The organism is Pseudomonas sp. NPDC089743 (assembly GCF_044748785.1).
GTDB classification, from domain to species: domain Bacteria; phylum Pseudomonadota; class Gammaproteobacteria; order Pseudomonadales; family Pseudomonadaceae; genus Aquipseudomonas; species Aquipseudomonas putida_X.
In genome coordinates this window covers 77,860-98,913 of the sequence record NZ_JBIVGS010000006.1, presented here as the reverse complement: position 1 = coordinate 98,913, position 21,054 = coordinate 77,860, and the positions used below count along the sequence as shown (strand labels likewise).

The window sequence follows — 21,054 nt, the reverse complement described above, 5'->3', positions numbered from 1 at the left end:
CCCCTAACATCGTGGCGGGAGTAGTTCATCGTGACCAGTATGCAAAGCGCACAACCGCGCCCCGATATCGATGACCCGCTGCTCGATGGCCTGCTGATCCTATGCCACCTGCATGGTAGGCCGGCCAGCCGCGCCAGCCTGAGCAGTGGGCTGCCACTGTTCCAGCAACGCCTGGGGGCGGATTTGCTGCCACGCGCTGCGGCGCGTGCCGGTTTGCAAGGGCGTGTGTTGCAGCGTGAACTGGAGGCCATTTCGCCGCTCAACCTGCCGGTGCTGCTGTTGCTCAAAGACGGCCGCAGCGCCGTGCTGCAGCGCTGGGGCGAAGATGGCCGGGCGCTGATCCTGCCCTGCGAGGCTGAAGGCGGCGAACAATGGGTAGAGCGCGAGGCGCTGGAACAGGCCTACGCAGGCCACGCCCTGTTCGCACGCCCCCGTCATACCCTGGAGGAGGTCCGCTCGCCACTGCTACCGCGGGTCGAGGCCTGGTTCCGCGATACATTGCGCCATTCCCGCTGGCTGTACGGCGATGCGTTGCTGGCCAGCCTGCTGATCAACCTGCTGGGCCTGATGGTGCCGCTGTTCGTGATGCAGACCTACGACCGCGTAGTACCCAATCAGGCTCTGTCGACCCTGTGGGTGCTGGTCGCTGGCCTGTTCATCGGCACCGCCTTCGAGCTGGTGCTGCGCATGGTCCGCGCCCACCTGCTGGACCAGGCCGGCAAGAAGACCGACCTGATCCTCTCCGCCGCCCTGTTCGAACGCATCACCGGCATGGCGATGAAGGCCAAACCTGCCAGCATCGGCGGCTTCGCCCAGAGCATCCACGACTTCCAGGGCCTGCGCGAATTCCTCACCGCAGTCACCCTGACCAGCATCATCGACCTGCCCTTCGTCGCCCTCATGCTACTGGTGATCGGCCTGCTGGGCGGCTGGCTGGTACTGATCCCGCTGATCGCCTTCCCGCTGGCGGTGGGCTTTGCCCTGCTCATTCAGGCACGCCTGCGCGACACCGTGCAAAAAAGCCTCAGCCTCGGTGCGGTACGCCAGGCATTGCTGATCGAAACCCTCGGTGGCCTGGAAACCCTCAAGGCCTGCGGTGCTCAGAGCGAGCGCCAGTACCAGTGGGAACACACCAATGGCGCCATCGCCCGGCTCGACGCCCACGCCCGCAACCTGTCGTCGCTGGCGAGCAACGGCACGCTGTTCATCCAACAGTTCTGCGGCATGGCCACCATCGTCGCCGGGGTGTACAGCATCATCGCCGGTAACCTCAGTGTCGGCGCCCTGGTCGCCAGCTACATGCTCGGTAGCCGAGTACTGGCACCGCTCGGGCAGATCGCAGGGCTGATCACCCGCTATCAGCAAGCGAAACTGACGATGCGCAGCACCGATGCCCTGATGGCCCTGCCGCAAGAACGCCAGGCCGAACAGCAAGCCCTGGAACACACCGCCCTCAAGGGCGGCCTGACCCTCAGCCATGTCAGCTTCCGTTACCCAGCACAGATCGGCCCGGCACTGCAGGATGTCAATGTGACCATCAAGCCGGGTGAGCGGATCGGCATCATTGGCCGCAGCGGCTCGGGCAAAAGTACCTTGGGCCGGCTACTGATGGGCTTTCATCACCCAGAAGAAGGCCAGGTGTTGCTGGATAACCTCGACCTGCGCCAACTGGACATCGCCGACCTGCGCAGCCAGCTTGGCTACGTCGCCCATGACCTGCCCCTGCTGGCCGGCAGCCTGCGTGACAACCTCACCCTCGGTGCCCGCCACGTGAGCGATGCGCGCATGCTCGAAGTGGCCGAGCTGACCGGCGTCAGCGAGCTGGCCCGCCAGCACCCGCAGGGTTTCGACCGCCCGGTGGGCGAACGCGGCCAGCTGCTCTCTGGCGGGCAGCGCCAGGCCGTGCTACTGGCCCGTGCGCTGCTGCTGGAGCCGCCCATCCTGATCCTCGACGAACCTACCAGCCACATGGACAACAGCAGTGAAGAGCAACTGCGCCAACGCCTGCTGAACTGGGTGCCTGGCAAGACCCTGCTGCTGGTCACCCACCGCACCTCGATGCTGAGCCTGGTGGACCGCCTGCTGGTGCTGGACAACGGCAAGATCGTCGCCGACGGGCCCAAGGATGCGGTCATCGATGCCCTGCGCAAGGGCCGCATCGGCGCAGCTCTCTAGGAGGTTCACATGCCCATCGGCCACAGCGTGCGCAGCACCCACAGCAGCGCCGACAAGCGCACCGAACACGACTACATGCCAGAGCTGGCCAGCGCCACCCTGCAGGATTCCCCGCGCCTGTCGCGCCTGACCGTATGGCTGGCGGCGGCGCTACTGCTGGCGGCCGTGATCTGGGCAAGCCTGGCAGTGCTCGACGAGGTGACGGTCGGCGAGGGCAAGGCGATCCCTTCGAGCAAGGTGCAGGTGGTGCAGAACCTTGAAGGCGGCATCGTCACCGAGATCTTCGTGCGCGAAGGCCAGATGGTGGACAAAGGCGCCACCCTGCTGCGCCTGGACGACACGCGGTTCCAGTCCAACAAAGGCGAAAGCGAGGCTGACCGCTATGCCTTGACTGCCCAGGTCGAGCGCCTGTCAGCAGAAGCCGAAGGCCGGCCCTTCGTGCTGTCCGAGGAGGTACGGGCCAAGGCGCCCCAGGTGGCCGAGGACGAGCTGTCGCTGTACGACTCGCGCCAGCGTCGCCTGGCCAGTGAAAAGCAGACCCTCAACGAGCAGTTGCGACAGAAGACCCAGGAATTGGCCGAGTTCCGTTCCAAGGTCGAGCAGTACCGCTCGGCGGTAGGCCTGCTGCAACAGGAATTGGACATGTCGGCCCCCCTGGTGAGCAAAGGTGCCATCTCACCGGTGGAAATCCTGCGGCTCAAGCAACGCACCGTGGAAGCCCGCGGCCAACTCAACGCCACCAACCTGGCCATCCCCCGTGCCGAGGCAGCCGTGGCTGAGATCAGGAGCAAGATCCAGGAATCAGAGGCCGCCTTTCGCTCCGACGCCGCCAAAGAGCTCAACGACAAACGCACGGAGCTGTCGAAGATCACTGCCACCAGCATCGCCATCGACGACCGGGTCAACCGCACCACCGTGGTGTCGCCGGTGCGAGGTATCGTCAAGATGCTCAAGGTCAACACCATTGGCGGCGTGGTGCAGCCGGGCAGCGACCTGGTGGAGATCGTGCCGATCGAGGACAATCTGCTGATCGAGGCGAAGGTGCGGCCACAGGACGTGGCGTTCCTGCACCCGGGGCAAACGGCGATGGTGAAGTTCAGTGCGTATGACTACACCATTTATGGCGGCATGAAGGCCAAGCTCGAGCTGATCGGTGCCGATACCGTGACCGATGACAAAGGCAATGCGTTTTACCTGATTCAGGTACGCACCGAGAAGAACCACCTGGGCGGCGACAACAAGCCGCTGCTGATCATCCCCGGGATGGTGGCCACGGTGGATATCATCACCGGGCAGAAGAGTGTGCTGGATTATCTGCTCAAGCCGGTGCTCAAAGCACGGACCGAGGCGTTGCGGGAGCGGTGAACCGGGAGCCTGGAACTCGGCAGACCTTAAGGTCTCCCGCGCACAGCCGCCCTGGCACGAGGCTACAGGCTAAAAAAACGCCTGCAATCGTTGGCAGATAAAGCCCCCGCCAGTGCCGTTATCAGCCTTCACCATGATTTCTTTGGAACGTCTCAGTCCCCATCGCCCTGATCTGCCCTTCGATCAACGCTTCGAACGGGCGCAGCAACGCATCGAAACACGCCGGCTGCTCCAGCACATTCAAGGCCTGCACCACCGCCTCTATGGTCGACACCGCTCCCGGCTCCGGCGCCTTGCGCACGCGGTAGCGCGAGGGCGACACCTGCGCCAGCGTCACCCTGGGCAACGCTTCGAGCAGTGGATTGAGGTACAAAAGCTTGCGGGCCTTGCGCCAGGTGCCATCGGGGACAATCAGCATGAGCGGCCTGCCCTCTGCATCGCCATAGGCGGCGAGCACCTGGGCCTGCTCACCTGGGAACAAGAGCACCGGCCGATACCCCGGTGCGCTCAGCAAATCACCCAGGTCTTCAAACACCTCGCCAACGCGCAACTCGGCATTGACCAGCCCAAGCGCAGCCAGGCGTGCGGTGTTCAGGGCGTGCGAAGTTTCACTGGGGTGCTGCAGCAGGACCACACGGGTGCGGCTGTCGAGCGAGGGGATCAGTGGGCAAAGGCAGTGATCGAGCGGGCGCTGGCAGCGCTCGCAGCGGGGTCTGGACATCGGCTTCTCCTTACCGGGCGCAGTGTGCCACAGCCCTGAGGAAAAGCCCCACATCCTTGTGGGAGAGGCTGTAATCAGCGGTTGAAGCGCTCCGCCAGGCTGTGCAGATACTCCGCCATTCGCTCCAGGTCCTGGCTGATCTCAGCCCCCTGCTTGGCCTGCCCCGCCGTTTGGTCACACAACTGGGCGATGCGCACGATCTGCTGGTTGATGTCTTCAGCCACGTGGCTTTGCTGCTCGGACGCCGTCGCCATCTGCTGGCTCATGCCCGTGATACGGCTGACCGCCTGGGCAATCCCGGCCAGCGCCGACTGCACCGCCTCGACACTGTGCACGCTGTCGCGTGAAATCTGTTCGCCACGGCTGGCAGTACTCACCGCCCGCTCGGCGCCAGCGCGCAGCGAGGCGATGATCTGGTGGATCTCCTCGGTCGAGGTACGCGTGCGCTGCGCCAGCGAGCGCACCTCATCAGCCACCACGGCAAAGCCCCTGCCCTGCTCACCCGCCCGCGCCGCCTCGATCGCGGCATTGAGCGCCAGCAAATTGGTCTGTTCGGCAATCGAGGTGATGGTGTCGACCACACTGCCGATCGACTGGGTCTGTTCAGCCAGGGCATTGACCGCCTGGCCAATGTCGCTGACCGCCTCGCTCATGCTGCCCATCGCCTTGAGGCTCTGCTGGGCCAGTTCGCTGCCCTGCTGCGCCAACTGGTCGGCATCGCCTGCCGCATGCGCGGTGCTTTGCACGTTATGCGTCACTTCCTGAATGGTTGCCGCCATTTGCGCAATGGCGGTGGCCGACTGATCGGTCTCACTGCGCTGGCGATCGAGCATCTGCGCCTGGGCATCGGACAGGTCGGCCGACTGGGCGGCCCGCGACTTCACGCCGACGCCGGCGTCCACCAGCCGCGTCAGGGCGGTCTGCAGCCTGGCTTCCTCGCTGATGATCGCCAGGTCGAGCTGGCCATGCAGGCCCGGGTTGTCACTGTACGTCAGCGCTACCAGCGGGCTGGTGAAGGCCTTGGGATGTTCGGCCAGTGTGCGGCGGATCGCCTGGTTATGCCGCTGTTCGATCAGGTACCAGGCCAACAGCATACTGGCCATCAGTACGCCCAGCGCTGCATAGGGCGGTAACCAGAGGTAGCCAGCGGCCGACAGCAGGCCTGCACCGATCAGCGGCCAGCCATCGCCAACGCCACGCCCCAGCCGCGCGGCCCAGGGTACGGCCGGGCGCCCGGCGCGCAGGCGCGCATACAGCCGCTCTGCGCGGCGGATCTGCTCACGGCTGGGCACCGAACGCACCGACTCGTAACCGCTGACGCGGCCATTCTCATAGATGGCGGTGACATAGGCACTCACCCAGTAGAAATCACCATTCTTGGCGCGGTTCTTCACCACGCCCATCCAAGGTTTACCTTGTTTGAGGGTGTCCCACATATGCCCGAAAACCGCCGGTGGCATGTCGGGGTGACGCACTAGGTTGTGGGGCTGGCCCACCAGCTCGTCGTAGGTGAACCCGCTTATCGCCACGAACGCGTCGTTGCAGTACGTGATGTGGCTGTTCAGGTCGGTGGTAGAGATCAGCCGCTGGTCGCTGGAAAAGGTTCTTTCATGCTCAGTGACGGGCAAATTCATGCGCATCTGGGCGGTCCTTGCTTGTATAGATGAAGGGGAAAATCATCAAAGCAAGTAGAGGTTTAGCAGAACGCCATCAGCGTAGTGGTCAGGTTTGTAGGAAATTTACTCATCCCGACGGAATGACCAGAACGCCTTGTACATCAGCCAACATTGAGCTGGCTTTTGAGCAAATCGCGGAAGGTCTGAATCAAGGGCTCCCGGCTGCGGCCGCGGCGGATGATCAACGAAAATGGCGCTTGATAGCCGAAAGTGGCCGGAGATAGTACACGCAAGTCGCCCTTGTCGACCCAAGCCTGGGCATAGTGCTCGGGCAGGTAGCCGATATAGGCACCGGACAGGATCAGAATCAGCTGCGCCTCCATACTCTCGACGGTCGCCGCGCTGTGTTTGAAGCCGTGCCGGGCCAACTCCGCCTGGCTCCAGTAACCACGCCCGACCATGCGCTGTTGGGTCACCACCGGCTCGGGGATACGCCGCTCGACGAACAACGGGTGGCGACTGCTGCAGTACAACCAATGCTGCTCGCGGTACAGCGGCTGGTAAACCAGGCCACTCATGCGCGAGGAGAATGCCCCGATCGCCAGGTCCAGGCGGTTGTCCTGCACGCCCAGTTGCAGCTCATAGGGGCTGGACACCGAAAGGTGCAGGTGCACCGCCGGGTGCTCCTGGCTGTAGGCGCCGATCGCTTCAGCCAAAGGCAGCGCGCGGTCGCCCACGGTTGAGTCGATCACCCCGAGGTTGAGCGTACCGCGCAGCTCACCCTTGAGCGCTGCGGCGTATTGCTCGAAGCCATCGAGCTCCGCCAGCAGGCGCAAGGTCTCCTGGTGGAACAGCTCGCCCTTGCTGGTCAGGCTGAAGCCGCCACGGCCCCGGTGGCACAGCACGATGCCCAAGGCACCTTCGAGCTGGCTCATGTAGGTACTGATCGCCGAGGTCGACAGGTTGAGATCGCGCTGTGCATTGGCAAAGCCTTGGTGGCGCACCACGCTGACAAAGATGCGCAGCAGTTTCAGGTCAGGCAAGGTCGAGGCCATGGTGCAACGGTTCCGCAGTGTCGTTTGCGCGCAGTCTACCCGCTACGGTGGCGTTTAGTTCAGAAATTCCTGAAGTAAGTATTTGCCGGTAGCGATTTTTCCCACGCACTACCTTCAGCAGACTTGGCCGAAATGTCCCTGCCCGCCGGCATGACCGTATTTCAAGGCGCGCGGCGGCACAGGTTCGAACAAACAAAACAATCGACCGACTGATGAGGCCCACCGTGGACAAAGTTCTCCATCAACCACTGGGCGGCAACGAAATGCCGCGTTTCGGCGGCATCGCCACCATGCTCCGTCTACCCCACCTGCAAAGCGCTGAAGGCCTGGATGCCGCGTTCATCGGCGTACCCCTGGACATCGGCACCTCGCTGCGCTCCGGCACCCGCTTCGGGCCACGGCAGATCCGCGCCGAATCGGTGATGATCCGCCCGTACAACATGGCCACCGGTGCCGCCCCGTTCGACTCGCTGTCGGTGGCCGACATCGGTGACGTGCCGATCAACACCTTCAACCTGCTCGATGCCGTGCGCATCATCGAAGAAGCCTACGACGAGATCGTCGAGCACAACGTCATCCCGATGACGCTGGGTGGCGACCACACCATCACCCTGCCGATCCTGCGCGCCCTGCACAAGAAACACGGCAAGATTGGCCTGGTGCACATCGACGCTCACGCCGACGTCAACGACCACATGTTCGGCGAGAAAATCGCCCACGGCACCACCTTCCGCCGCGCGGTGGAAGAGGGCCTGCTCGATTGCGACCGCGTGGTCCAGATCGGCCTGCGCGCCCAGGGCTATACCGCCGACGACTTCAACTGGAGCCGCCGCCAAGGTTTTCGCGTGGTGCAGGCCGAAGAGTGCTGGCACAAGTCACTGGAACCGCTGATGGCCGAAGTACGTGAAAAAGTCGGCGGCGGCCCGGTGTACCTGTCCTTCGACATCGACGGTATCGACCCGGCCTGGGCACCTGGCACCGGTACCCCGGAAATTGGCGGCTTGACCACCATCCAGGCGATGGAGATCATTCGCGGCTGCCACGGCCTGGACCTGATCGGCTGTGACCTTGTCGAAGTCTCCCCGCCTTACGACACCACCGGCAACACCTCGCTGCTCGGTGCCAACCTGCTGTTCGAAATGCTCTGCGTGCTACCGGGCGTCGTGCGCCGCTGAAACGTGTTGCACCCCGGCAGGAGCCATGAGGGAGGGCCACAGAGGCCCGCCAACACAAGACAAGACCGCCAGGCGCCGTGAAGCCGCCTGAGTGGTCGATCTCGCCATAATAAAGATAATCGGGAGACCCCCAATGGCCTTGGACATCATTGTTGTAATGATCTATACCGCCGGCATGCTCGGGCTGGGCTGGTATGGCATGCGGCGCGCGAAAACACACGAAGACTACCTGGTGGCAGGGCGCAACCTGGGCCCGACCTTGTACATGGGCACCATGGCCACCACCGTGCTCGGCGGCGCCTCCACCGTCGGCACCGTACGCCTTGGCTATGTGCACGGCATCTCCGGCTTCTGGCTATGCGCAGCCTTGGGCCTGGGCATCATCGCCCTCAACCTGTTCCTCGCCAAACCGCTGCTGCGCCTGAAGATCTTCACCGTGACCCAGGTACTGGAGCGGCGCTACAACCCCATGGCGCGCCAGGCCAGTGCGGCAATCATGCTGGCCTACGCGCTGATGATCGGCGTCACCTCGACCCTGGCCATGGCGACTGTCCTGCAGGTATTGCTGGACTTGCCGTTCTGGATGTCGCTGCTGCTCGGCGGCGGGGTGGTGGTGGTCTACTCGACCATCGGCGGCATGTGGTCGTTGACCCTGACCGACATCGTCCAGTTCGTGATCAAGACCGTGGGCCTGATGTTCATCCTGCTGCCGGTGTGCCTGTACAACGCTGGTGGCTGGGACACCCTGGTAGCCAAGCTGCCGGCGGCCAGCTTCGCCTGGACCACCATCGGCTGGGACACCATCATCACCTACTTCCTGATCTACTTCTTCGGCATCCTGATTGGCCAGGACATCTGGCAGCGGGTATTCACCGCCCGCGACGAGAAGGTCTGCCAACGTGCCGGTACCACTGCAGGCCTGTACTGCGTGCTCTATGGCCTGGCTTGTGCCCTGATCGGCATGGCCGCGCACGTGCTGATGCCGGACCTGGCCAACCCGAACAACGCGTTCGCCGAAATGATCAAGAGCCAGTTGCCTGATGGTATCCGTGGCCTGCTGATGGCCGCTGCCCTGGCTGCGATGATGTCGACCGCCAGTGCCGGTCTGCTGGCCGCCTCGACCACCATTACCGAAGACCTGCTGCCTAAATTGCGTGGCGGCAAGCAATCGAGCCTGGGTGTCAGCCGCCTGTTCACCCTGCTCACCGGCTTGGTGGTGCTGGGCATCGCGCTGGCGGTGAACGATGTGATCAGCGCACTGACCCTGGCCTATAACCTGCTGGTCGGCGGAATGCTGATCCCGCTGATCGGGGCGATCTTCTGGAAACGTGCGACCACCGCAGGGGCCATCGCCAGCATGACGCTGGGCTTTGCCACGGCGCTGTTGTTCATGTTCAAGGATGGGCTGGACGCCAATACGCCGATCTACTACAGCCTGGCGGTTGGCCTGGTGAGCTTCGTGCTGGTCAGCCTGCTGTCGCGCAAACCGGTGGGAGTGGCGACGCTGGCTTGAGGATGGCGCAGGCCTTAACAACGCCTATGGGATCGAGTGCCGCGCAGGCAGCGCTCGGTTCCAAGCAAGCGCAAAATCAAAGCATGCATCCGGGCAACAACGAAAAAAGCCGCGCCATCATCACTGATATCGCGGCCTCGTTGTGTTCAGCGACGACGCGGCTGGCGCCTGCGCTGCTCTTCATCAGTCGGGATCGGCACCGGCTGTAGAGGTGGTGGTATCAGCCCCAGGGCGACAGCCAAGTCGTGGAGCCAGTTGAACATTTGGTTTTTCATAGTGCCCCCTTGACGGGTCAGCCTCTCGGTCAATCAATCCTACGATGTTTCATACAGATCATAGTCCGATGTCCTGTATTACGCATGCCCTTGTGGTTACAGATAGGGGCAAGTTTGACGCGGATCAAGCGGAAACGGTGGATTCCGACGGTTGGTTAATCGTTTCGCTTTGTTGCAAATCGATCCACGCCTGCAAATTCGCCCCACGCATCCCCTGCCGCCACATCAGCCAGGTCACCGCCTGATCGAACGGCGCCTGCAGCCGGTGGACCTGCACGCGGTCCCGCCCCGGCAGGCTGTCGAGCATCGACTGCGCCATCAGCGCCACGCCCGCGCCGGCTATCACACAAGCCAGCATGCTCTGATAAGACTCGATTTCCATTACCCGCCCCATCGGCGTATGGGCATGGGCATACCACGCCTCCAGGCGCATCCGGTAGGAGCACCCCTGACGAAATGTGAACACCGCCTTGCCCGCCACATCGCTGGCGCTGTGCACCGGTGGGTGTTCGGGGCTGGTGATCAGTACCAGTTCTTCTTCGCACAAGGGCACACCATCCAGCCCCGCCAGGCTGGGCGGCCCGTCCACCAGGGCGGCGTCCAGGCGGTGGCTGAGCAACCCCTCGAGCAACTCGCCACTGGGGGCAGCCTGCACCTGCAGGTTAACGGCCGGATAGGCCTGGTGGTAACGCGCCAACAACGCTGGCAGGTGAATGGCAGCCGTGCTGTACATGGTACCCAGGATGAAATCGCCGGCCGGCTGCCCGCCCTGCACGGCGGCCATGGCTTCGTCCCGCAGCGCCGCCAGACGGTTGGCGTAATCCAGCAGCACCTTGCCGGCGGGTGACAACTGCAGGCGCTGGCGCTCACGCAAGAACAGCTCCACGCCCAGTTGCTCTTCGAGTTGGCGCAAGCGCGTCGAAAGGTTCGACGGCACCCGGTGCAAGCGCTCGGCGGCGCGGGTGATGGAACCTTCCTCAGCGACCGCCTGGAAGATACGCAGCTGGCTGAACTCCATGACATTCTCCAAAACAGAACAACTTCATCATCATTATTCAATTTTATTGAAAATAAAAGCGCCCTAACCTCCCCTTCATCGTTTACAGCCTTGCGGGAGTGTTCACATGTCGCCATTCGTACAACTGTTGGCCAGCGCCGTGGCGCTGATGATGGCCATGGGCATCGGCCGCTTCGCTCTCACCCCGCAACTGCCGCAACTGATCGCCGAAGGCCAGTTCGACCTGACCGGCGCCGGGCTTGTCGCAGCAGCCAACTACCTGGGCTATTTCGTTGGTGCGGCGTATGCCATGGTCGCCCGCACCCCCGCCCAGGTCAGGCTGTGCCTGCATGGCGGGCTGTGGCTCTGTGTGGTGCTGACCCTGGCATCCTGGGCTGCGGACGGGTTCTGGAGCCACCTGCTGCTGCGTTTCGGTACGGGCGTAGCCAGTGCCTGGGTGCTGGTGATGATCACCAGCCTCAGCCAGCAACTGGCCAACGCCAACAATCGTCCGCGCCTTGGCGCCCTGGTGTTCGCCGGGCCTGGGCTGGGCATCGCCGTGACCGGCCTGCTGGCACTGGTCGCTCATTCGCTTGGGCTGAGCTCCGCGGCGTTGTGGCTGGTGTATAGCGTTGCCGCGCTGGTCATGTTACTGGCGGTGCGCCCTTGGCTGCCTCGCGCTCAGGCACCCGCTGGGGTGCCGAGCACGGTGCAAGGAGGGGCGACACGCAGCGTTGGCATTGGCCGCCTTGGCCTGGTGTATGGCTTGTATGGCGTGGGCTACATCCTGCCGGCCACGTTCCTGGCGCAAATGGCCAACCAACAGTTCCAAGGCAACTGGATGGCGGACCTGTTCTGGCCGGGGTTTGGTGTGGCGGCGGCGTTGGGCGTGGTGCTGGTGAGTGTGCGACGCGCCGGCCGCACTTCGGCCTGGCTGACAGCGACCTTGTGGCTGCAAGGCCTTGGCGTACTGGCCTGCCTGATGGGCGGCGGCCTTGGCTTGGCCTTGGGCGTGGTGCTCTGCGGTACGCCGTTTCTGGCATGCATGCAGCTGGTGATGCAACGCTCGCGGGAGCTGGCGCCCCATGCCACGCAGCGCAATGCCGGGCTGCTGACTGCGTGCTTTGCGCTGGGACAGTTGAGCGGCCCGTTGCTGGCGGCGTTGAGCAACCATTACAGCGGGGGCTTGCAGCCGGCGCTGGCAACGGCGGCGGCTGGGTTGGGGCTGGCGGGGGTGTTGGTGCTTACGGGCACACGCCACAACCGGGACTGCCAGATTGCGGGACGGGTTGCCTGATGGATCGAGGCTGATCAGTACCGGCCCTATCGCCGGCAAGCCGGCCACATGGGATCGCGCCAGCTTTTAGAAGTTGAGTAAGACAGTTGCTGCCACAGGTGAAGCGTAGGCCTGAAGAACTGCGCGGACGGAGGTGGGAGCCGGCTTGCCGGCGATGGGCCGCATAGCGGCCCCAAAGCCACGCTAATCTGGTCGAGCGCGATCGGATGATTACCGATCCGGTCGGCACGTACAGCAAAGACGACGCCTATCCCACAAACCTGCGCAACTGCTGCTTCACCCAAGGCTCGGCACTGACCAGCACCACGCCGAGCAAAACCATCACTGCCCCAAGCACAAAATTCACGCTCAGCGGTTCATCCAGCAACAGCACGCCAAATGTCACCCCAAACAACGGGGTAATGAAGGAAAACACCGCCAGATTCGAAGCCAGGTACTTACGCAGCAACCAGAACCACGTCAGGTAGCTGACGAAAGAAACCACAATACCCTGGAACAGCACGCTGCCGACCGCCAAAGGCGTCCACACGACCTTGTCGATCTGCCCGCTAAGCAAGGCGATCAGCACCAACCCGACAAACCCCACCGCCAGCTGATAGAACAGCGTCAACGTCGCAGGCGCCTCAGACAATCGCGAACCCCGTACCACCACCGTCGTTGCCCCCCAAGCCAAACCGGCCAGGACACCGAATGCATCGCCGAGCAGCATGCGCCCGTCCATCTCCTCGAACGACAGCCCCCCGGCAAATGCGGTAGCGATGCCGCCGAACGCCAAGACGATGCCCAGCCACTGCAACAGGCGCAGCCGCTCGCTGGGCAGCATCAGGTGCAGCCCAAGTGCCGTGAACACCGGTGCGGTATAGAGAAACACTGACATATGCGCCGCGGATGTCAGCTTCAGCCCCTCGGCGATGAACAGGAACTCCAGGCCAAACAAACCGCCGGCCAGCAGCCCGCCTCGCCAAGTACTCCCCACCTGCCCCCAGCCGCCGCGCCAGCAGATCATCAAGCCAACCAGCACGGCGGCAAGGCCGTTACGCAGTGCAGCCTGCATCACCGGCGCAATATCAACCGCAGCAGATTTGATCAATACCTGTTGGCAACCCCAGATCAGGCACAGCCCCAGCATGACCTGAAAGGCAAACGCATCGGGATTCTTGCGGGCCGCACTCATGGGCGGACCTCTTGGGTGATCGATGGCATGGGCAAGGCTCGGCAGTATTCAGGAACTGCCGATTATCGGTTTTTCCGAGCAGGCCTTGCCAGCCTCAATACGACCTCAAGCGATCTGTGCCTTCGCCGACACCTGCTCGAAGGTGGTTTCGTCCAGCGCATCCTCCTGTTCATCGAGCACCTGGCGGGGGTGCTCGAAGCCCGGGATGCTGCTGTCGATCAGGCTCATCAGCCGCGAACCACGTTCGGTCAGCACGAAGTTCTCGCCGTTACCACCCTCTTCCGGCGGCCGGCTTTCGATGAAGCCGCGCTCGAACAGCAGCTTCTCGTACTCGCAGGCACGGGTCTTGAGTTGATCCACATCGGTGACTTGCTGACCTTCGCAGGCGATCGCCGCAGCGTGCTGCTCGGCATAGGGGCGTGGTGTAAAACTATGACCGGCGCCGTTCTGCACCTCGTGCAACAAACGCTCGATCAAGTCCCAGTCGTAGGTGATGCTCATGGCTATGGCCTCATGCGATGTACGAATGGAGTACACAGGTTGGGACCAGCCGGGGTTTGAGTACGTTCCAATGTTCTCGGCACAGGGGTAGCCAGATTTGCCGGCACGGCCGCCCGTCACGGACGCTGAACTTCCGGGCCGCACAAGCTCTCCACCGAGCACAACCACCGCCGGAGGTATAAAGGATGAAACCGCTGCTGCGCATCGCCTGTGCGACTGCCGTGTTCTGCGCCCTGCCCGCCTGGGCCTGCACACCGGAAGAGGCTACCCAGAAACGTGAGGAACTGGCAGGGCTGGTGAGCCAGTTGACCGAACAAAACCCGCAGAAAGCGAAGGAGATCAATGATGAGCTCCAAGGGATGGAGCTGGGCACCGCGAGCAAGGACCTGCCCGACAAGTGTCAGCTGATCGACAAGCGGATCAAGGAATTGAAAGAGGCGGAAAAGAAAGCGGATTGACAGCAGGGCTGCTGGCGCAATCGCCGGCAAAGCAGCGCTCGCAGGTGAACACCCGCGAGCCGGCTTGCCGCCGATTGCGCCTTAGCGCAGGGTATTACTCAGCAGCAGGCTTGCGCTTCTTCAACGGCGCCATGCCATCGGAGCTCGCCAGTGGCGCGTTGGCCTTTGGCTTGGCGGTCGGCTTACGCTTGGCAGCCGCTTTTTTGTCGCCAGCCTTCTTCTCGGTCTTTTTCTTCTTGGTACCGGCAGCCTTGCCCGACGCCTTGACCTTCTTCGGCCCGTTGTACGTGCCTTTGACTTCCTTGATCACACGGCGCTCGAACTGCTGCTTGAGGTAGCGCTCGATGCTGGACATCAGGTTCCAGTCATTGTGGGTAATCAATGAGATCGCCAGGCCTTCGCCGCCGGCACGGCCGGTGCGGCCAATGCGGTGCACATACTCGTCGCCGCTGCGCGGCATGTCGAAGTTGATCACCAGGTCCAGGCCGTCGATGTCCAGGCCACGGGCGGCCACGTCGGTGGCTACCAGTACCTTGGAGCTGCCTTGCTTGAAGCGCTCGATGGCCAGCTTGCGGTCCTTCTGGTCCTTTTCACCGTGCAACACGAACGCTTTTACGTCTTTGGCGACCAGGTGGCCATAGATGCGGTCAGCGAGCACGCGGGTATTGGTGAAGATGATCGCCTTGTCGAACTTTTCGTTGGCCAGCAGCCACTGCACGATCGCCTCTTTGTGCTGGTCGTGGTCCGCGGTGATGACCTGCTGGCGGGTGCCTTCGGCCAACTGCGAAACACTGTTGAGCATCAGGTGCTCAGGGTTTTTCAGCACTTTGCCGATGATGTCGCGCAGGGCCGCGCCGCCGGTGGTGGCCGAGAACAGCAGGGTTTGCTCACGGTTTTCGCATTCTTTGCACAGGCGCTCCATGTCTTCGGCGAAGCCCATGTCGAGCATGCGGTCGGCTTCGTCGAGGATCATCACCTGTACATGGGACAGATCGAGGTTGCCGGCATTGAGCTGCTCGAGCAGGCGGCCCGGGGTGCCGATCAGCACATCCGGCACCTTGCGCAGCATGGCGGCCTGTTCCTTGAAGTCTTCACCGCCGGTGACCAGGCCCGCCTTGATGTAGGTGAACTGCGAGAACAGCTGCACTTGCTTGAGGGTCTGCTGGGCCAGCTCACGGGTCGGCAGCAGGATCAGCGCGCGGATCTCGACGCGCGCGCCTTTGAGGTCGACCAGGCGGTTGAGCAGCGGCAGGACGAAGGCCGCGGTCTTGCCGCTGCCGGTCTGCGCGGTCACCCGCAGATCACGCCCTTGCAGGGCCAAGGGGATGGCCGCGGCCTGCACCGGGGTTGGCTCGACAAATTTAAGCTCGGCCACGGCTTTAAGCAGGCGTTCATGCAGGGCGAATTGGGAGAACACGGAGGTAACCTCAGGCAAGTGCGGGAAATTCAGTTGCATAGGGTAACGTTTTCTGCAGCCGGAGCCGAATTTCTTTTGGCAACTTTGTCGCCAACCGCGCTCTAATGGCGCTTCGTTTCGCAAGTAAAGACCGTACTGAAGCTCATGGATATGCAAAAACTCTGGCGCGACAGCCTCGACCTGTGGGGCACCCTCGACCAACACCCCATGCTCCACGCCGCCATCGGCCTGGCCGTGCTGCTGTTGGTTTCCCTGGTAATCGGCCGCCTGGCGCGCTTTCTGATCCTGCACGGCACGCGCCTGCTGGCCCGTCAGCCTGCGCTCAAATGGCTCGACGACCTGCGCCACAACAAAGTGTTTCACCGCCTGGCGCAGACCACACCGTCGCTGGTGATCCAGTTCGGGCTGAAACTGGTACCGGAGCTGTCCGATACCGCCCAGCATTTCCTTGGCAACATGGCGCTGGCCTTCACCCTGCTGTTCATGACCCTGGCGCTGTCGTGCCTGCTCGATGGCCTGCTCGACATCTATGCCCGCACCGAACATGCCCGCACCCGCTCGATCAAGGGTTATGTGCAACTGGCGAAGATGATGCTGTGGATTTTCGCCTCCATCGTCATCGTCGCCACGCTGATCGACCGTTCCCCCCTGTTGCTGCTGTCTGGCCTGGGTGCGATGTCGGCCGTATTGCTGTTGGTGTACAAGGACACCTTGCTGTCGTTCGTCGCCAGCGTGCAGCTCACCAGTAACGACATGCTGCATGTCGGCGACTGGATCGAGATGCCCCAGGTTGGTGCCGATGGCGATGTGGTCGATATCACCCTGCATACCGTGAAGGTGCAGAATTTCGACAAGACCATCGTTTCGATCCCAACCTGGCGGCTGATGAGCGAGTCGTTCCGCAACTACCGAGGCATGCAGCAATCGGGCGGCCGGCGGATCAAACGCAGCCTGTTCATCGATGCATCGGGCGTGCGTTTCCTGACCCGGGAAGAAGAACAGCGCCTGAGCGGCGTGCGCCTGCTCGGTGACTACCTGGCCGGCAAGCGCCAGGAACTTCTTGAGTGGAACGAAGCACTGGGGCCTGTGGCCGAGCTGTCGGCCAACCGTCGCCAGTTGACCAACATCGGCACCTTCCGCGCCTTTGCCCTGGCTTACCTGAGAAACCACCCCAACGTGCATCAGGACATGACCTGCATGGTCCGGCAGATGCAGACCGGCGCCGAGGGGGTGCCGCTGGAGATCTACTGCTTCACCACCACCACGGTGTGGGCGGATTACGAGCGGATCCAGGGGGATATCTTCGATTACCTGCTGGCAGTGTTGCCGGAGTTCGGGCTGAGCCTGTACCAGCAGCCGAGCGGCAATGACATGCGCATCGGGCTGGCGGGGCGCGCTTCGACGGAGCGAGCGCCGCATCGCCTGGAAGACCTGAGCGAGGCTTGAGATCCCAGGGGCCGCTGTGCGGCCCATCGCCGGCAAGCCCGGCTCCCACATGGATTGCGCCGGCCTCTAAAAATTTGGACAAGACGGTTGCTTGCACAGGTAAAGCGCAGACCTGAAGAACTGCACGGTCGTGGTGGGAGCCGGCTTGCCGGCGATGAGGCCCTCAGCTACCCCGCATAAACACAAAAGGGGAACGGCGCAGTGACTGGTTCAAGAGTTTTTCATCATCCCCAGTTCGGCATCATCAAGCAGGGCCTTGGCTAGGGCGCAGAGGTAATGCGAGGCCCAAAGTAGCTGGGGTTTATCTTCCATCAGCCCGTCGATGGACAGGTCACGGGCATAACCCATCAGTTCTGAGGCCTGTTCGCGAGCACTCTGGCAAGGGATGCCGGGTTCGATGCGGAATAATGGATGGTTCTGCCAACAGTGAAGTTGGTTTCTTCGGTGGCCACAGATTCATCTCCCTGACTTTCCAGATGCCTGGACTCGCCCTATCACCACAGGTCAGCCCAGGCAAATCATGATGCGGATTAATGTAACGTTTGAGAATCCGCTGGCTTTTGGACTTGAGCCAGCGCTGATTCAAGTAACCTGCGCAGGGTTTCAAGTTCGTGCATGGACGTCATCATCAACACCGAAACGGGTGACCTCGGTTGCAACAAAACGGCTTGCTGAGCGACGGCTTCTGCACATAGCGCATAGTCGGCGGCCATCAGCAGCGTGTCTTCCAGGGAGTGGAGGTTGTAGGGTGGATCGGGGACTATCTTCAGCATGATGTAACCCTCAATTTGTGGATCGGGACCACCGCCCTTTGCTGTCAAACAAAGGGTGGCAGCTGTGCACGGGTTGACAGACCGGTCAAATTGAGAAACCCGGCGCACCCGAAGGCGCCCCACGCACAGCCACCATTGAAGGCAAAGCTATGGATTGCAATTTGAGTCGGCCTGTCAAAGCCGATCGTTGAAACTCAACGACCAGCCGAGACTAGTAGCCAACCCAAAACACCACAATCACCGGCAGTATCTTTGGGAAATGCCCTACAGGAAAGGGACTAAATCTGATTTAGTTATCCGCTAGACGTAACAGCGTGTAAGGCATGCAGACCATGTGCGCTTCAAGATTCGTCCGTAGAAGCGGCCTTGTGTCGCGAAAGGGCTGCACAGCAACTCCAAATCACCCCGCATACCCCAGCAGGTACAGCAAACCAGTCAAGGTGACCAGAGAAGCCACCGTCGACAACAGGATGGTGCGCGATATCAGCCCCGCTTCCCGGTTGTAATACTCCGCCAGCATGAAGGGCCCGGTCCCCGTCGGCAGTGCAGCCAGCAGCACCGCTGAAGCGGCCCACATGGTCGGCAGGCTGAACACCTTGAACGCCAACACCCACGTCAGCGCCGGCTGCCCCACCAGCTTCATCGCAATCAGTGGCCATGGGCTGGCCTGGGCGCCGCTGCGTTTCTCTGCCAGAAACGCCCCCAGCGAAATCAACGCACACGGCGTGGTCGCCACGGCCAGCATGTCGAGAAAATGCATCACCGGTTCCGCCAAGCCCAGACCGGTCATTGCCCAAGCAGCCCCCACCACGGGCGAAATCACCAAGGGATTCTTCGCCAGCGCCTTGCCCACTACCCACATGGCGCGGCCGATCCGCTTCTCGTCCTGTAGACCGATCTCGATCAGCGTCAGCGATATCGCGAGTACCAGGCAGACCACGATCAACGACGAGATCAACGCCGGCTGCAATCCGGGCTGACCGAACAGCAGCAAACACAATGGGATGCCGATATAGCCGGTGTTGGCATACCCCGCGCTGAGCCCATCGATACTGGCCGCGACCAGCCCGTGGCCGTTGCACAGCCGCCAGGCCAGCGTGGCCACGAACATGGCCAGCGCCCCTGCGCCAAAGGCCACGATGAACCCTGGGTGCCATACCTCACTCCAGGTTGCAGTGGCCGTGACTTTGAACAACAGGGCCGGCAGGCACAGCCAGACCACCATCTTGTTGATCTCGGCCGCAGCCTTGTCGCCAAGCTTGTTGGTGCGGCGGCAAAGGTAACCGACCAGGATCAGCGCAAAGATCGGCGCGACGATGACCAGGATGGTGTGCATGTCAGGCCCTGCGCACCAGCGGTGCATCCGTACGGCTGCCCAGACGGCTCAGCCACACCGAGGCCAGGATGATCGCACCACCGATGAACAGGCGCCCCAATGGCTCGTGCTGGTTCCAGATAAGAAGGTTGAGCAGTAGCCCCACCGGCACGTGCAGGTTGTTCATCACTGCCAGCGTACCGCCTGAGACCATGCACGCACCCTTGTTCCACCAGTACAAGCCCAGCGCCGTCGGGCACAGCCCGAGGAACAGCAGCACCAGCCATTGCACGTCGGTGCTCGGCAAATGCTGGGTGTTGCCAAACAGCAGGAAGGCCGGCAGCACGATGATCAACGCACCCAGATAGAAGTAGCCGAAACGCTTGTAATGCGGCAGGTCGCTGGGGTGGCGGGCAACCAGATGGCGGTACAGCACCTGCCCGGCAGCGTAGGTGAAGTTGGCCAACTGCAGCAGCAGGAAGCCAATGAAGAAGTCGCCACTGATGCTGTCGAAGCGGATCACCGCCGCACCTGCGACCGCCACCAGGGCGGCGAGCAAGGCCCAAGGATTGAAACGGCGGTTCAGCGCGTCCTCGATCAGGGTCACGTGCAAGGGCGTGAGAATGGTGAACAGCAGCACCTCAGGTACGGTCAGCACGCGGAAGCTCAGGTACAGGCAGACATAGGTGATGCCGTACTGCAGCGCACCGATCAGCAGCATGGAGCGCATGAAGCGCGGTTCGACCTGGCGCCAGCGGGTCAGCGGCAGGAAGACCAGGCCCGCCAGCACCACCCGTGCGAGCACGGCAAAGTAGCTGTCGACGTGCCCGGCCAGGTACTCGCCGATCAGGCTGAAGGAAAACGCCTGGATCAGCGCGACGATTATCAGGTAGCCCATGGTTGCCTCTCGTAAATCAAGGCCGCGACCTTAGCGGGTTGCGCCCGATGTGTTCAACCCTGCGCGATGAGGGGGGTGCGCTTTTCATGGGCGTGAGCGATTCACCCACAAAAAAGCCCGGCCATCGAGGCCGGGCAGGTACACCCAAAGGAGCAAACAAGGTGTCAGGGTTGGGAATTCGTTGCCGCTCAGGCCATCGTGGCGAGCTTGGCCTTGGCCTGGTTGAGGCCTTTTTCGTGGAAGTCACCGCTCATGTTCAGGCCTTCGGCATGGATGAAGTTCACATCGTGAATGCCGATGAATGCCATCACCTGGCGCAGGTACGGCTCTTGATGGTCGCTGGTGGCGCCAGCGTGGATGCCGCCACGGGCCGTCAGCACAATGGCACGCTTGCCGGTCAGCAGGCCTTGCGGGCCGGTCGGGGTGTACTTGAAGGTGATGCCGGCACGCAGGACGTGGTCAAGCCAGGCCTTGAGCGTGCTGGGGATGGTGAAGTTGTACATCGGTGCAGCCATCACCAGCACGTCGGCCGCCAGCAGTTCATCTGTCAACACGTTGGAACGGGCCAGGGCGTCCAGCTCAGCGGCATTGCGCTGTTCTTCAGGCTTCATCCAGCCACCGAGCAGGTTGGCGTCCAGGTGCGGCACCGGGGTCACCGCCAGATCGCGAACCGTGATCTCGTCGGCCGGGTGCGCTGCTTGCCATTGTTCGATGAAGTCGCGGGTCAGTTGACGGGAAACGGAATCCTGTTGGCGGGCGCTGCTTTCGATGATCAGTACGCGGGACATGGGTGCCTCCATCGGCAGAAAGGGTTGCGATTCGATGGAGGTGAGATTAAGGCTTGACCTATCGATAAAAAAGCGTAAAAAGTGGGTTCAATTTA

General features: G+C 62.4%; 20 protein-coding genes. 7 read left to right on the top strand and 13 right to left on the bottom strand.

All coding sequences use genetic code 11. The annotated features are described in order from the left end of the window. Positions 1–39 precede the first annotated feature (39 nt). Together ACIPZC_RS13145 and ACIPZC_RS13140 are read left to right on the top strand one after the other, a co-directional pair. Entirely contained in the window at positions 40–2,175 is a 2,136-nt protein-coding gene (locus ACIPZC_RS13145) for a type I secretion system permease/ATPase (RefSeq protein WP_400627588.1), read from the top strand. A 9-nt stretch (positions 2,176–2,184) separates the two neighbouring features. Beyond that, positions 2,185–3,540 carry an HlyD family type I secretion periplasmic adaptor subunit gene (locus tag ACIPZC_RS13140; RefSeq protein ID WP_400627354.1) on the top strand — a complete coding sequence of 452 codons (1,356 nt, stop codon included), beginning with the start codon at positions 2,185–2,187 and terminating at the stop codon, positions 3,538–3,540. Between the two features lie 121 nt (positions 3,541–3,661). Here the strand turns inward: ACIPZC_RS13140 and ACIPZC_RS13135 are convergent, their stop codons facing one another. From ACIPZC_RS13135 to ACIPZC_RS13125, 3 genes are all read right to left on the bottom strand, one after another. Beyond that, positions 3,662–4,261, bottom strand: a complete 600-nt coding sequence (locus ACIPZC_RS13135; RefSeq protein ID WP_400627352.1) for a tRNA-uridine aminocarboxypropyltransferase — start codon at positions 4,259–4,261, stop codon at positions 3,662–3,664. 74 nt (positions 4,262–4,335) lie between these two features. Further along, positions 4,336–5,901: a PAS domain-containing methyl-accepting chemotaxis protein gene (locus ACIPZC_RS13130; RefSeq protein ID WP_241804680.1), complete on the bottom strand. Its 1,566-nt coding sequence runs from the start codon at positions 5,899–5,901 to the stop codon at positions 4,336–4,338. Between the two features lie 137 nt (positions 5,902–6,038). Next, positions 6,039–6,932: a LysR family transcriptional regulator gene (locus ACIPZC_RS13125; protein WP_241804681.1), complete on the bottom strand. Its 894-nt coding sequence runs from the start codon at positions 6,930–6,932 to the stop codon at positions 6,039–6,041. Positions 6,933–7,156: 224 nt separating this feature from the next. On the opposite strand from ACIPZC_RS13125, the gene speB reads away from it, so the two are divergent. Together speB and ACIPZC_RS13115 are read left to right on the top strand one after the other, a co-directional pair. After that, entirely contained in the window at positions 7,157–8,107 is a 951-nt protein-coding gene (speB, locus tag ACIPZC_RS13120; protein ID WP_400627350.1) for an agmatinase, read from the top strand. Positions 8,108–8,240: 133 nt separating this feature from the next. After that, positions 8,241–9,620 carry a sodium:solute symporter gene (locus ACIPZC_RS13115; protein ID WP_400627348.1) on the top strand — a complete coding sequence of 460 codons (1,380 nt, stop codon included), beginning with the start codon at positions 8,241–8,243 and terminating at the stop codon, positions 9,618–9,620. 146 nt (positions 9,621–9,766) lie between these two features. Here ACIPZC_RS13115 and ACIPZC_RS13110 read toward each other — a convergent pair whose 3' ends face one another. Beyond that, positions 9,767–9,895: a PA1414 family protein gene (locus ACIPZC_RS13110; RefSeq protein ID WP_008090807.1), complete on the bottom strand. Its 129-nt coding sequence runs from the start codon at positions 9,893–9,895 to the stop codon at positions 9,767–9,769. Positions 9,896–10,019: 124 nt separating this feature from the next. Next, positions 10,020–10,913: a LysR substrate-binding domain-containing protein gene (locus ACIPZC_RS13105; RefSeq protein WP_400627345.1), complete on the bottom strand. Its 894-nt coding sequence runs from the start codon at positions 10,911–10,913 to the stop codon at positions 10,020–10,022. A 106-nt stretch (positions 10,914–11,019) separates the two neighbouring features. Here ACIPZC_RS13105 and ACIPZC_RS13100 point away from each other — a divergent pair, with 106 nt between their 5' ends. After that, on the top strand, positions 11,020–12,189 hold the full coding sequence (locus ACIPZC_RS13100) for an MFS transporter (RefSeq protein ID WP_400627343.1): 1,170 nt from the start codon (positions 11,020–11,022) through the stop codon (positions 12,187–12,189). A gap of 247 nt (positions 12,190–12,436) precedes the next feature. On the opposite strand, the gene ACIPZC_RS13095 is transcribed toward ACIPZC_RS13100, so the two are convergent. Both ACIPZC_RS13095 and ACIPZC_RS13090 read right to left on the bottom strand, forming a co-directional pair. After that, positions 12,437–13,363 (bottom strand): DMT family transporter, encoded by a 927-nt coding sequence (locus tag ACIPZC_RS13095; protein WP_241807209.1) that lies wholly within the window; start codon positions 13,361–13,363, stop codon positions 12,437–12,439. Positions 13,364–13,468: 105 nt separating this feature from the next. Then, positions 13,469–13,864 (bottom strand): transcriptional regulator, encoded by a 396-nt coding sequence (locus ACIPZC_RS13090; protein WP_241807210.1) that lies wholly within the window; start codon positions 13,862–13,864, stop codon positions 13,469–13,471. 185 nt (positions 13,865–14,049) lie between these two features. Between ACIPZC_RS13090 and ACIPZC_RS13085 the strand changes: the two genes are divergently transcribed. After that, the gene (locus tag ACIPZC_RS13085) at positions 14,050–14,322 is read left to right on the top strand and encodes a hypothetical protein (RefSeq protein WP_039604425.1); all 273 of its coding nucleotides are present in this window, start codon (positions 14,050–14,052) and stop codon (positions 14,320–14,322) included. Between the two features lie 94 nt (positions 14,323–14,416). On the opposite strand, the gene ACIPZC_RS13080 is transcribed toward ACIPZC_RS13085, so the two are convergent. Next, the gene (locus tag ACIPZC_RS13080) at positions 14,417–15,778 is read right to left on the bottom strand and encodes a DEAD/DEAH box helicase (RefSeq protein ID WP_241807212.1); all 1,362 of its coding nucleotides are present in this window, start codon (positions 15,776–15,778) and stop codon (positions 14,417–14,419) included. Positions 15,779–15,883: 105 nt separating this feature from the next. Here ACIPZC_RS13080 and ACIPZC_RS13075 point away from each other — a divergent pair, with 105 nt between their 5' ends. Then, positions 15,884–17,185 (top strand): mechanosensitive ion channel family protein, encoded by a 1,302-nt coding sequence (locus ACIPZC_RS13075; protein WP_400627340.1) that lies wholly within the window; start codon positions 15,884–15,886, stop codon positions 17,183–17,185. A 210-nt stretch (positions 17,186–17,395) separates the two neighbouring features. Here ACIPZC_RS13075 and ACIPZC_RS13070 read toward each other — a convergent pair whose 3' ends face one another. The 5 genes from ACIPZC_RS13070 to ACIPZC_RS13050 all read right to left on the bottom strand — a co-directional run bounded on the left by ACIPZC_RS13070 (position 17,396) and on the right by ACIPZC_RS13050 (position 20,959). Further along, positions 17,396–17,641: a DUF3077 domain-containing protein gene (locus ACIPZC_RS13070; RefSeq protein WP_400627586.1), complete on the bottom strand. Its 246-nt coding sequence runs from the start codon at positions 17,639–17,641 to the stop codon at positions 17,396–17,398. Positions 17,642–17,715: 74 nt separating this feature from the next. Further along, complete coding sequence (locus ACIPZC_RS13065) at positions 17,716–17,958, bottom strand: hypothetical protein (RefSeq protein ID WP_400627338.1); 243 nt, start codon at positions 17,956–17,958, stop codon at positions 17,716–17,718. A 400-nt stretch (positions 17,959–18,358) separates the two neighbouring features. Next, positions 18,359–19,294: an AEC family transporter gene (locus ACIPZC_RS13060; RefSeq protein ID WP_400627336.1), complete on the bottom strand. Its 936-nt coding sequence runs from the start codon at positions 19,292–19,294 to the stop codon at positions 18,359–18,361. A gap of 1 nt (position 19,295) precedes the next feature. Further along, the gene (locus ACIPZC_RS13055) at positions 19,296–20,171 is read right to left on the bottom strand and encodes a carboxylate/amino acid/amine transporter (protein WP_241806082.1); all 876 of its coding nucleotides are present in this window, start codon (positions 20,169–20,171) and stop codon (positions 19,296–19,298) included. 188 nt (positions 20,172–20,359) lie between these two features. Continuing rightward, a complete protein-coding gene (locus ACIPZC_RS13050; protein WP_241806081.1) occupies positions 20,360–20,959 on the bottom strand; it encodes an FMN-dependent NADH-azoreductase in 600 nt (199 codons plus the stop codon). Positions 20,960–21,054 lie beyond the last annotated feature (95 nt).

Excerpts from the sequence above, each read along its gene's own strand:
- ACIPZC_RS13065 (WP_400627338.1), bottom strand. The coding sequence starts at position 17,958 with ATGCTGAAGATAGTCCCCGATCCACCCTACAACCTCCACTCCCTGGAA.
- ACIPZC_RS13050 (WP_241806081.1), bottom strand. The coding sequence starts at position 20,959 with ATGTCCCGCGTACTGATCATCGAAAGCAGCGCCCGCCAACAGGATTCC.
- ACIPZC_RS13135 (WP_400627352.1), bottom strand. The coding sequence starts at position 4,261 with ATGTCCAGACCCCGCTGCGAGCGCTGCCAGCGCCCGCTCGATCACTGC.
- ACIPZC_RS13090 (WP_241807210.1), bottom strand. The coding sequence starts at position 13,864 with ATGAGCATCACCTACGACTGGGACTTGATCGAGCGTTTGTTGCACGAG.
- ACIPZC_RS13055 (WP_241806082.1), bottom strand. The coding sequence starts at position 20,171 with ATGGGCTACCTGATAATCGTCGCGCTGATCCAGGCGTTTTCCTTCAGC.
- ACIPZC_RS13125 (WP_241804681.1), bottom strand. The coding sequence starts at position 6,932 with ATGGCCTCGACCTTGCCTGACCTGAAACTGCTGCGCATCTTTGTCAGC.
- ACIPZC_RS13110 (WP_008090807.1), bottom strand. The coding sequence starts at position 9,895 with ATGAAAAACCAAATGTTCAACTGGCTCCACGACTTGGCTGTCGCCCTG.
- ACIPZC_RS13140 (WP_400627354.1), top strand. The coding sequence starts at position 2,185 with ATGCCCATCGGCCACAGCGTGCGCAGCACCCACAGCAGCGCCGACAAG.
- ACIPZC_RS13115 (WP_400627348.1), top strand. The coding sequence starts at position 8,241 with ATGGCCTTGGACATCATTGTTGTAATGATCTATACCGCCGGCATGCTC.
- ACIPZC_RS13085 (WP_039604425.1), top strand. The coding sequence starts at position 14,050 with ATGAAACCGCTGCTGCGCATCGCCTGTGCGACTGCCGTGTTCTGCGCC.
- ACIPZC_RS13100 (WP_400627343.1), top strand. The coding sequence starts at position 11,020 with ATGTCGCCATTCGTACAACTGTTGGCCAGCGCCGTGGCGCTGATGATG.
- ACIPZC_RS13060 (WP_400627336.1), bottom strand. The coding sequence starts at position 19,294 with ATGCACACCATCCTGGTCATCGTCGCGCCGATCTTTGCGCTGATCCTG.
- ACIPZC_RS13080 (WP_241807212.1), bottom strand. The coding sequence starts at position 15,778 with ATGCAACTGAATTTCCCGCACTTGCCTGAGGTTACCTCCGTGTTCTCC.
- ACIPZC_RS13105 (WP_400627345.1), bottom strand. The coding sequence starts at position 10,913 with ATGGAGTTCAGCCAGCTGCGTATCTTCCAGGCGGTCGCTGAGGAAGGT.
- ACIPZC_RS13130 (WP_241804680.1), bottom strand. The coding sequence starts at position 5,901 with ATGCGCATGAATTTGCCCGTCACTGAGCATGAAAGAACCTTTTCCAGC.
- ACIPZC_RS13095 (WP_241807209.1), bottom strand. The coding sequence starts at position 13,363 with ATGAGTGCGGCCCGCAAGAATCCCGATGCGTTTGCCTTTCAGGTCATG.
- ACIPZC_RS13145 (WP_400627588.1), top strand. The coding sequence starts at position 40 with ATGCAAAGCGCACAACCGCGCCCCGATATCGATGACCCGCTGCTCGAT.
- ACIPZC_RS13075 (WP_400627340.1), top strand. The coding sequence starts at position 15,884 with ATGGATATGCAAAAACTCTGGCGCGACAGCCTCGACCTGTGGGGCACC.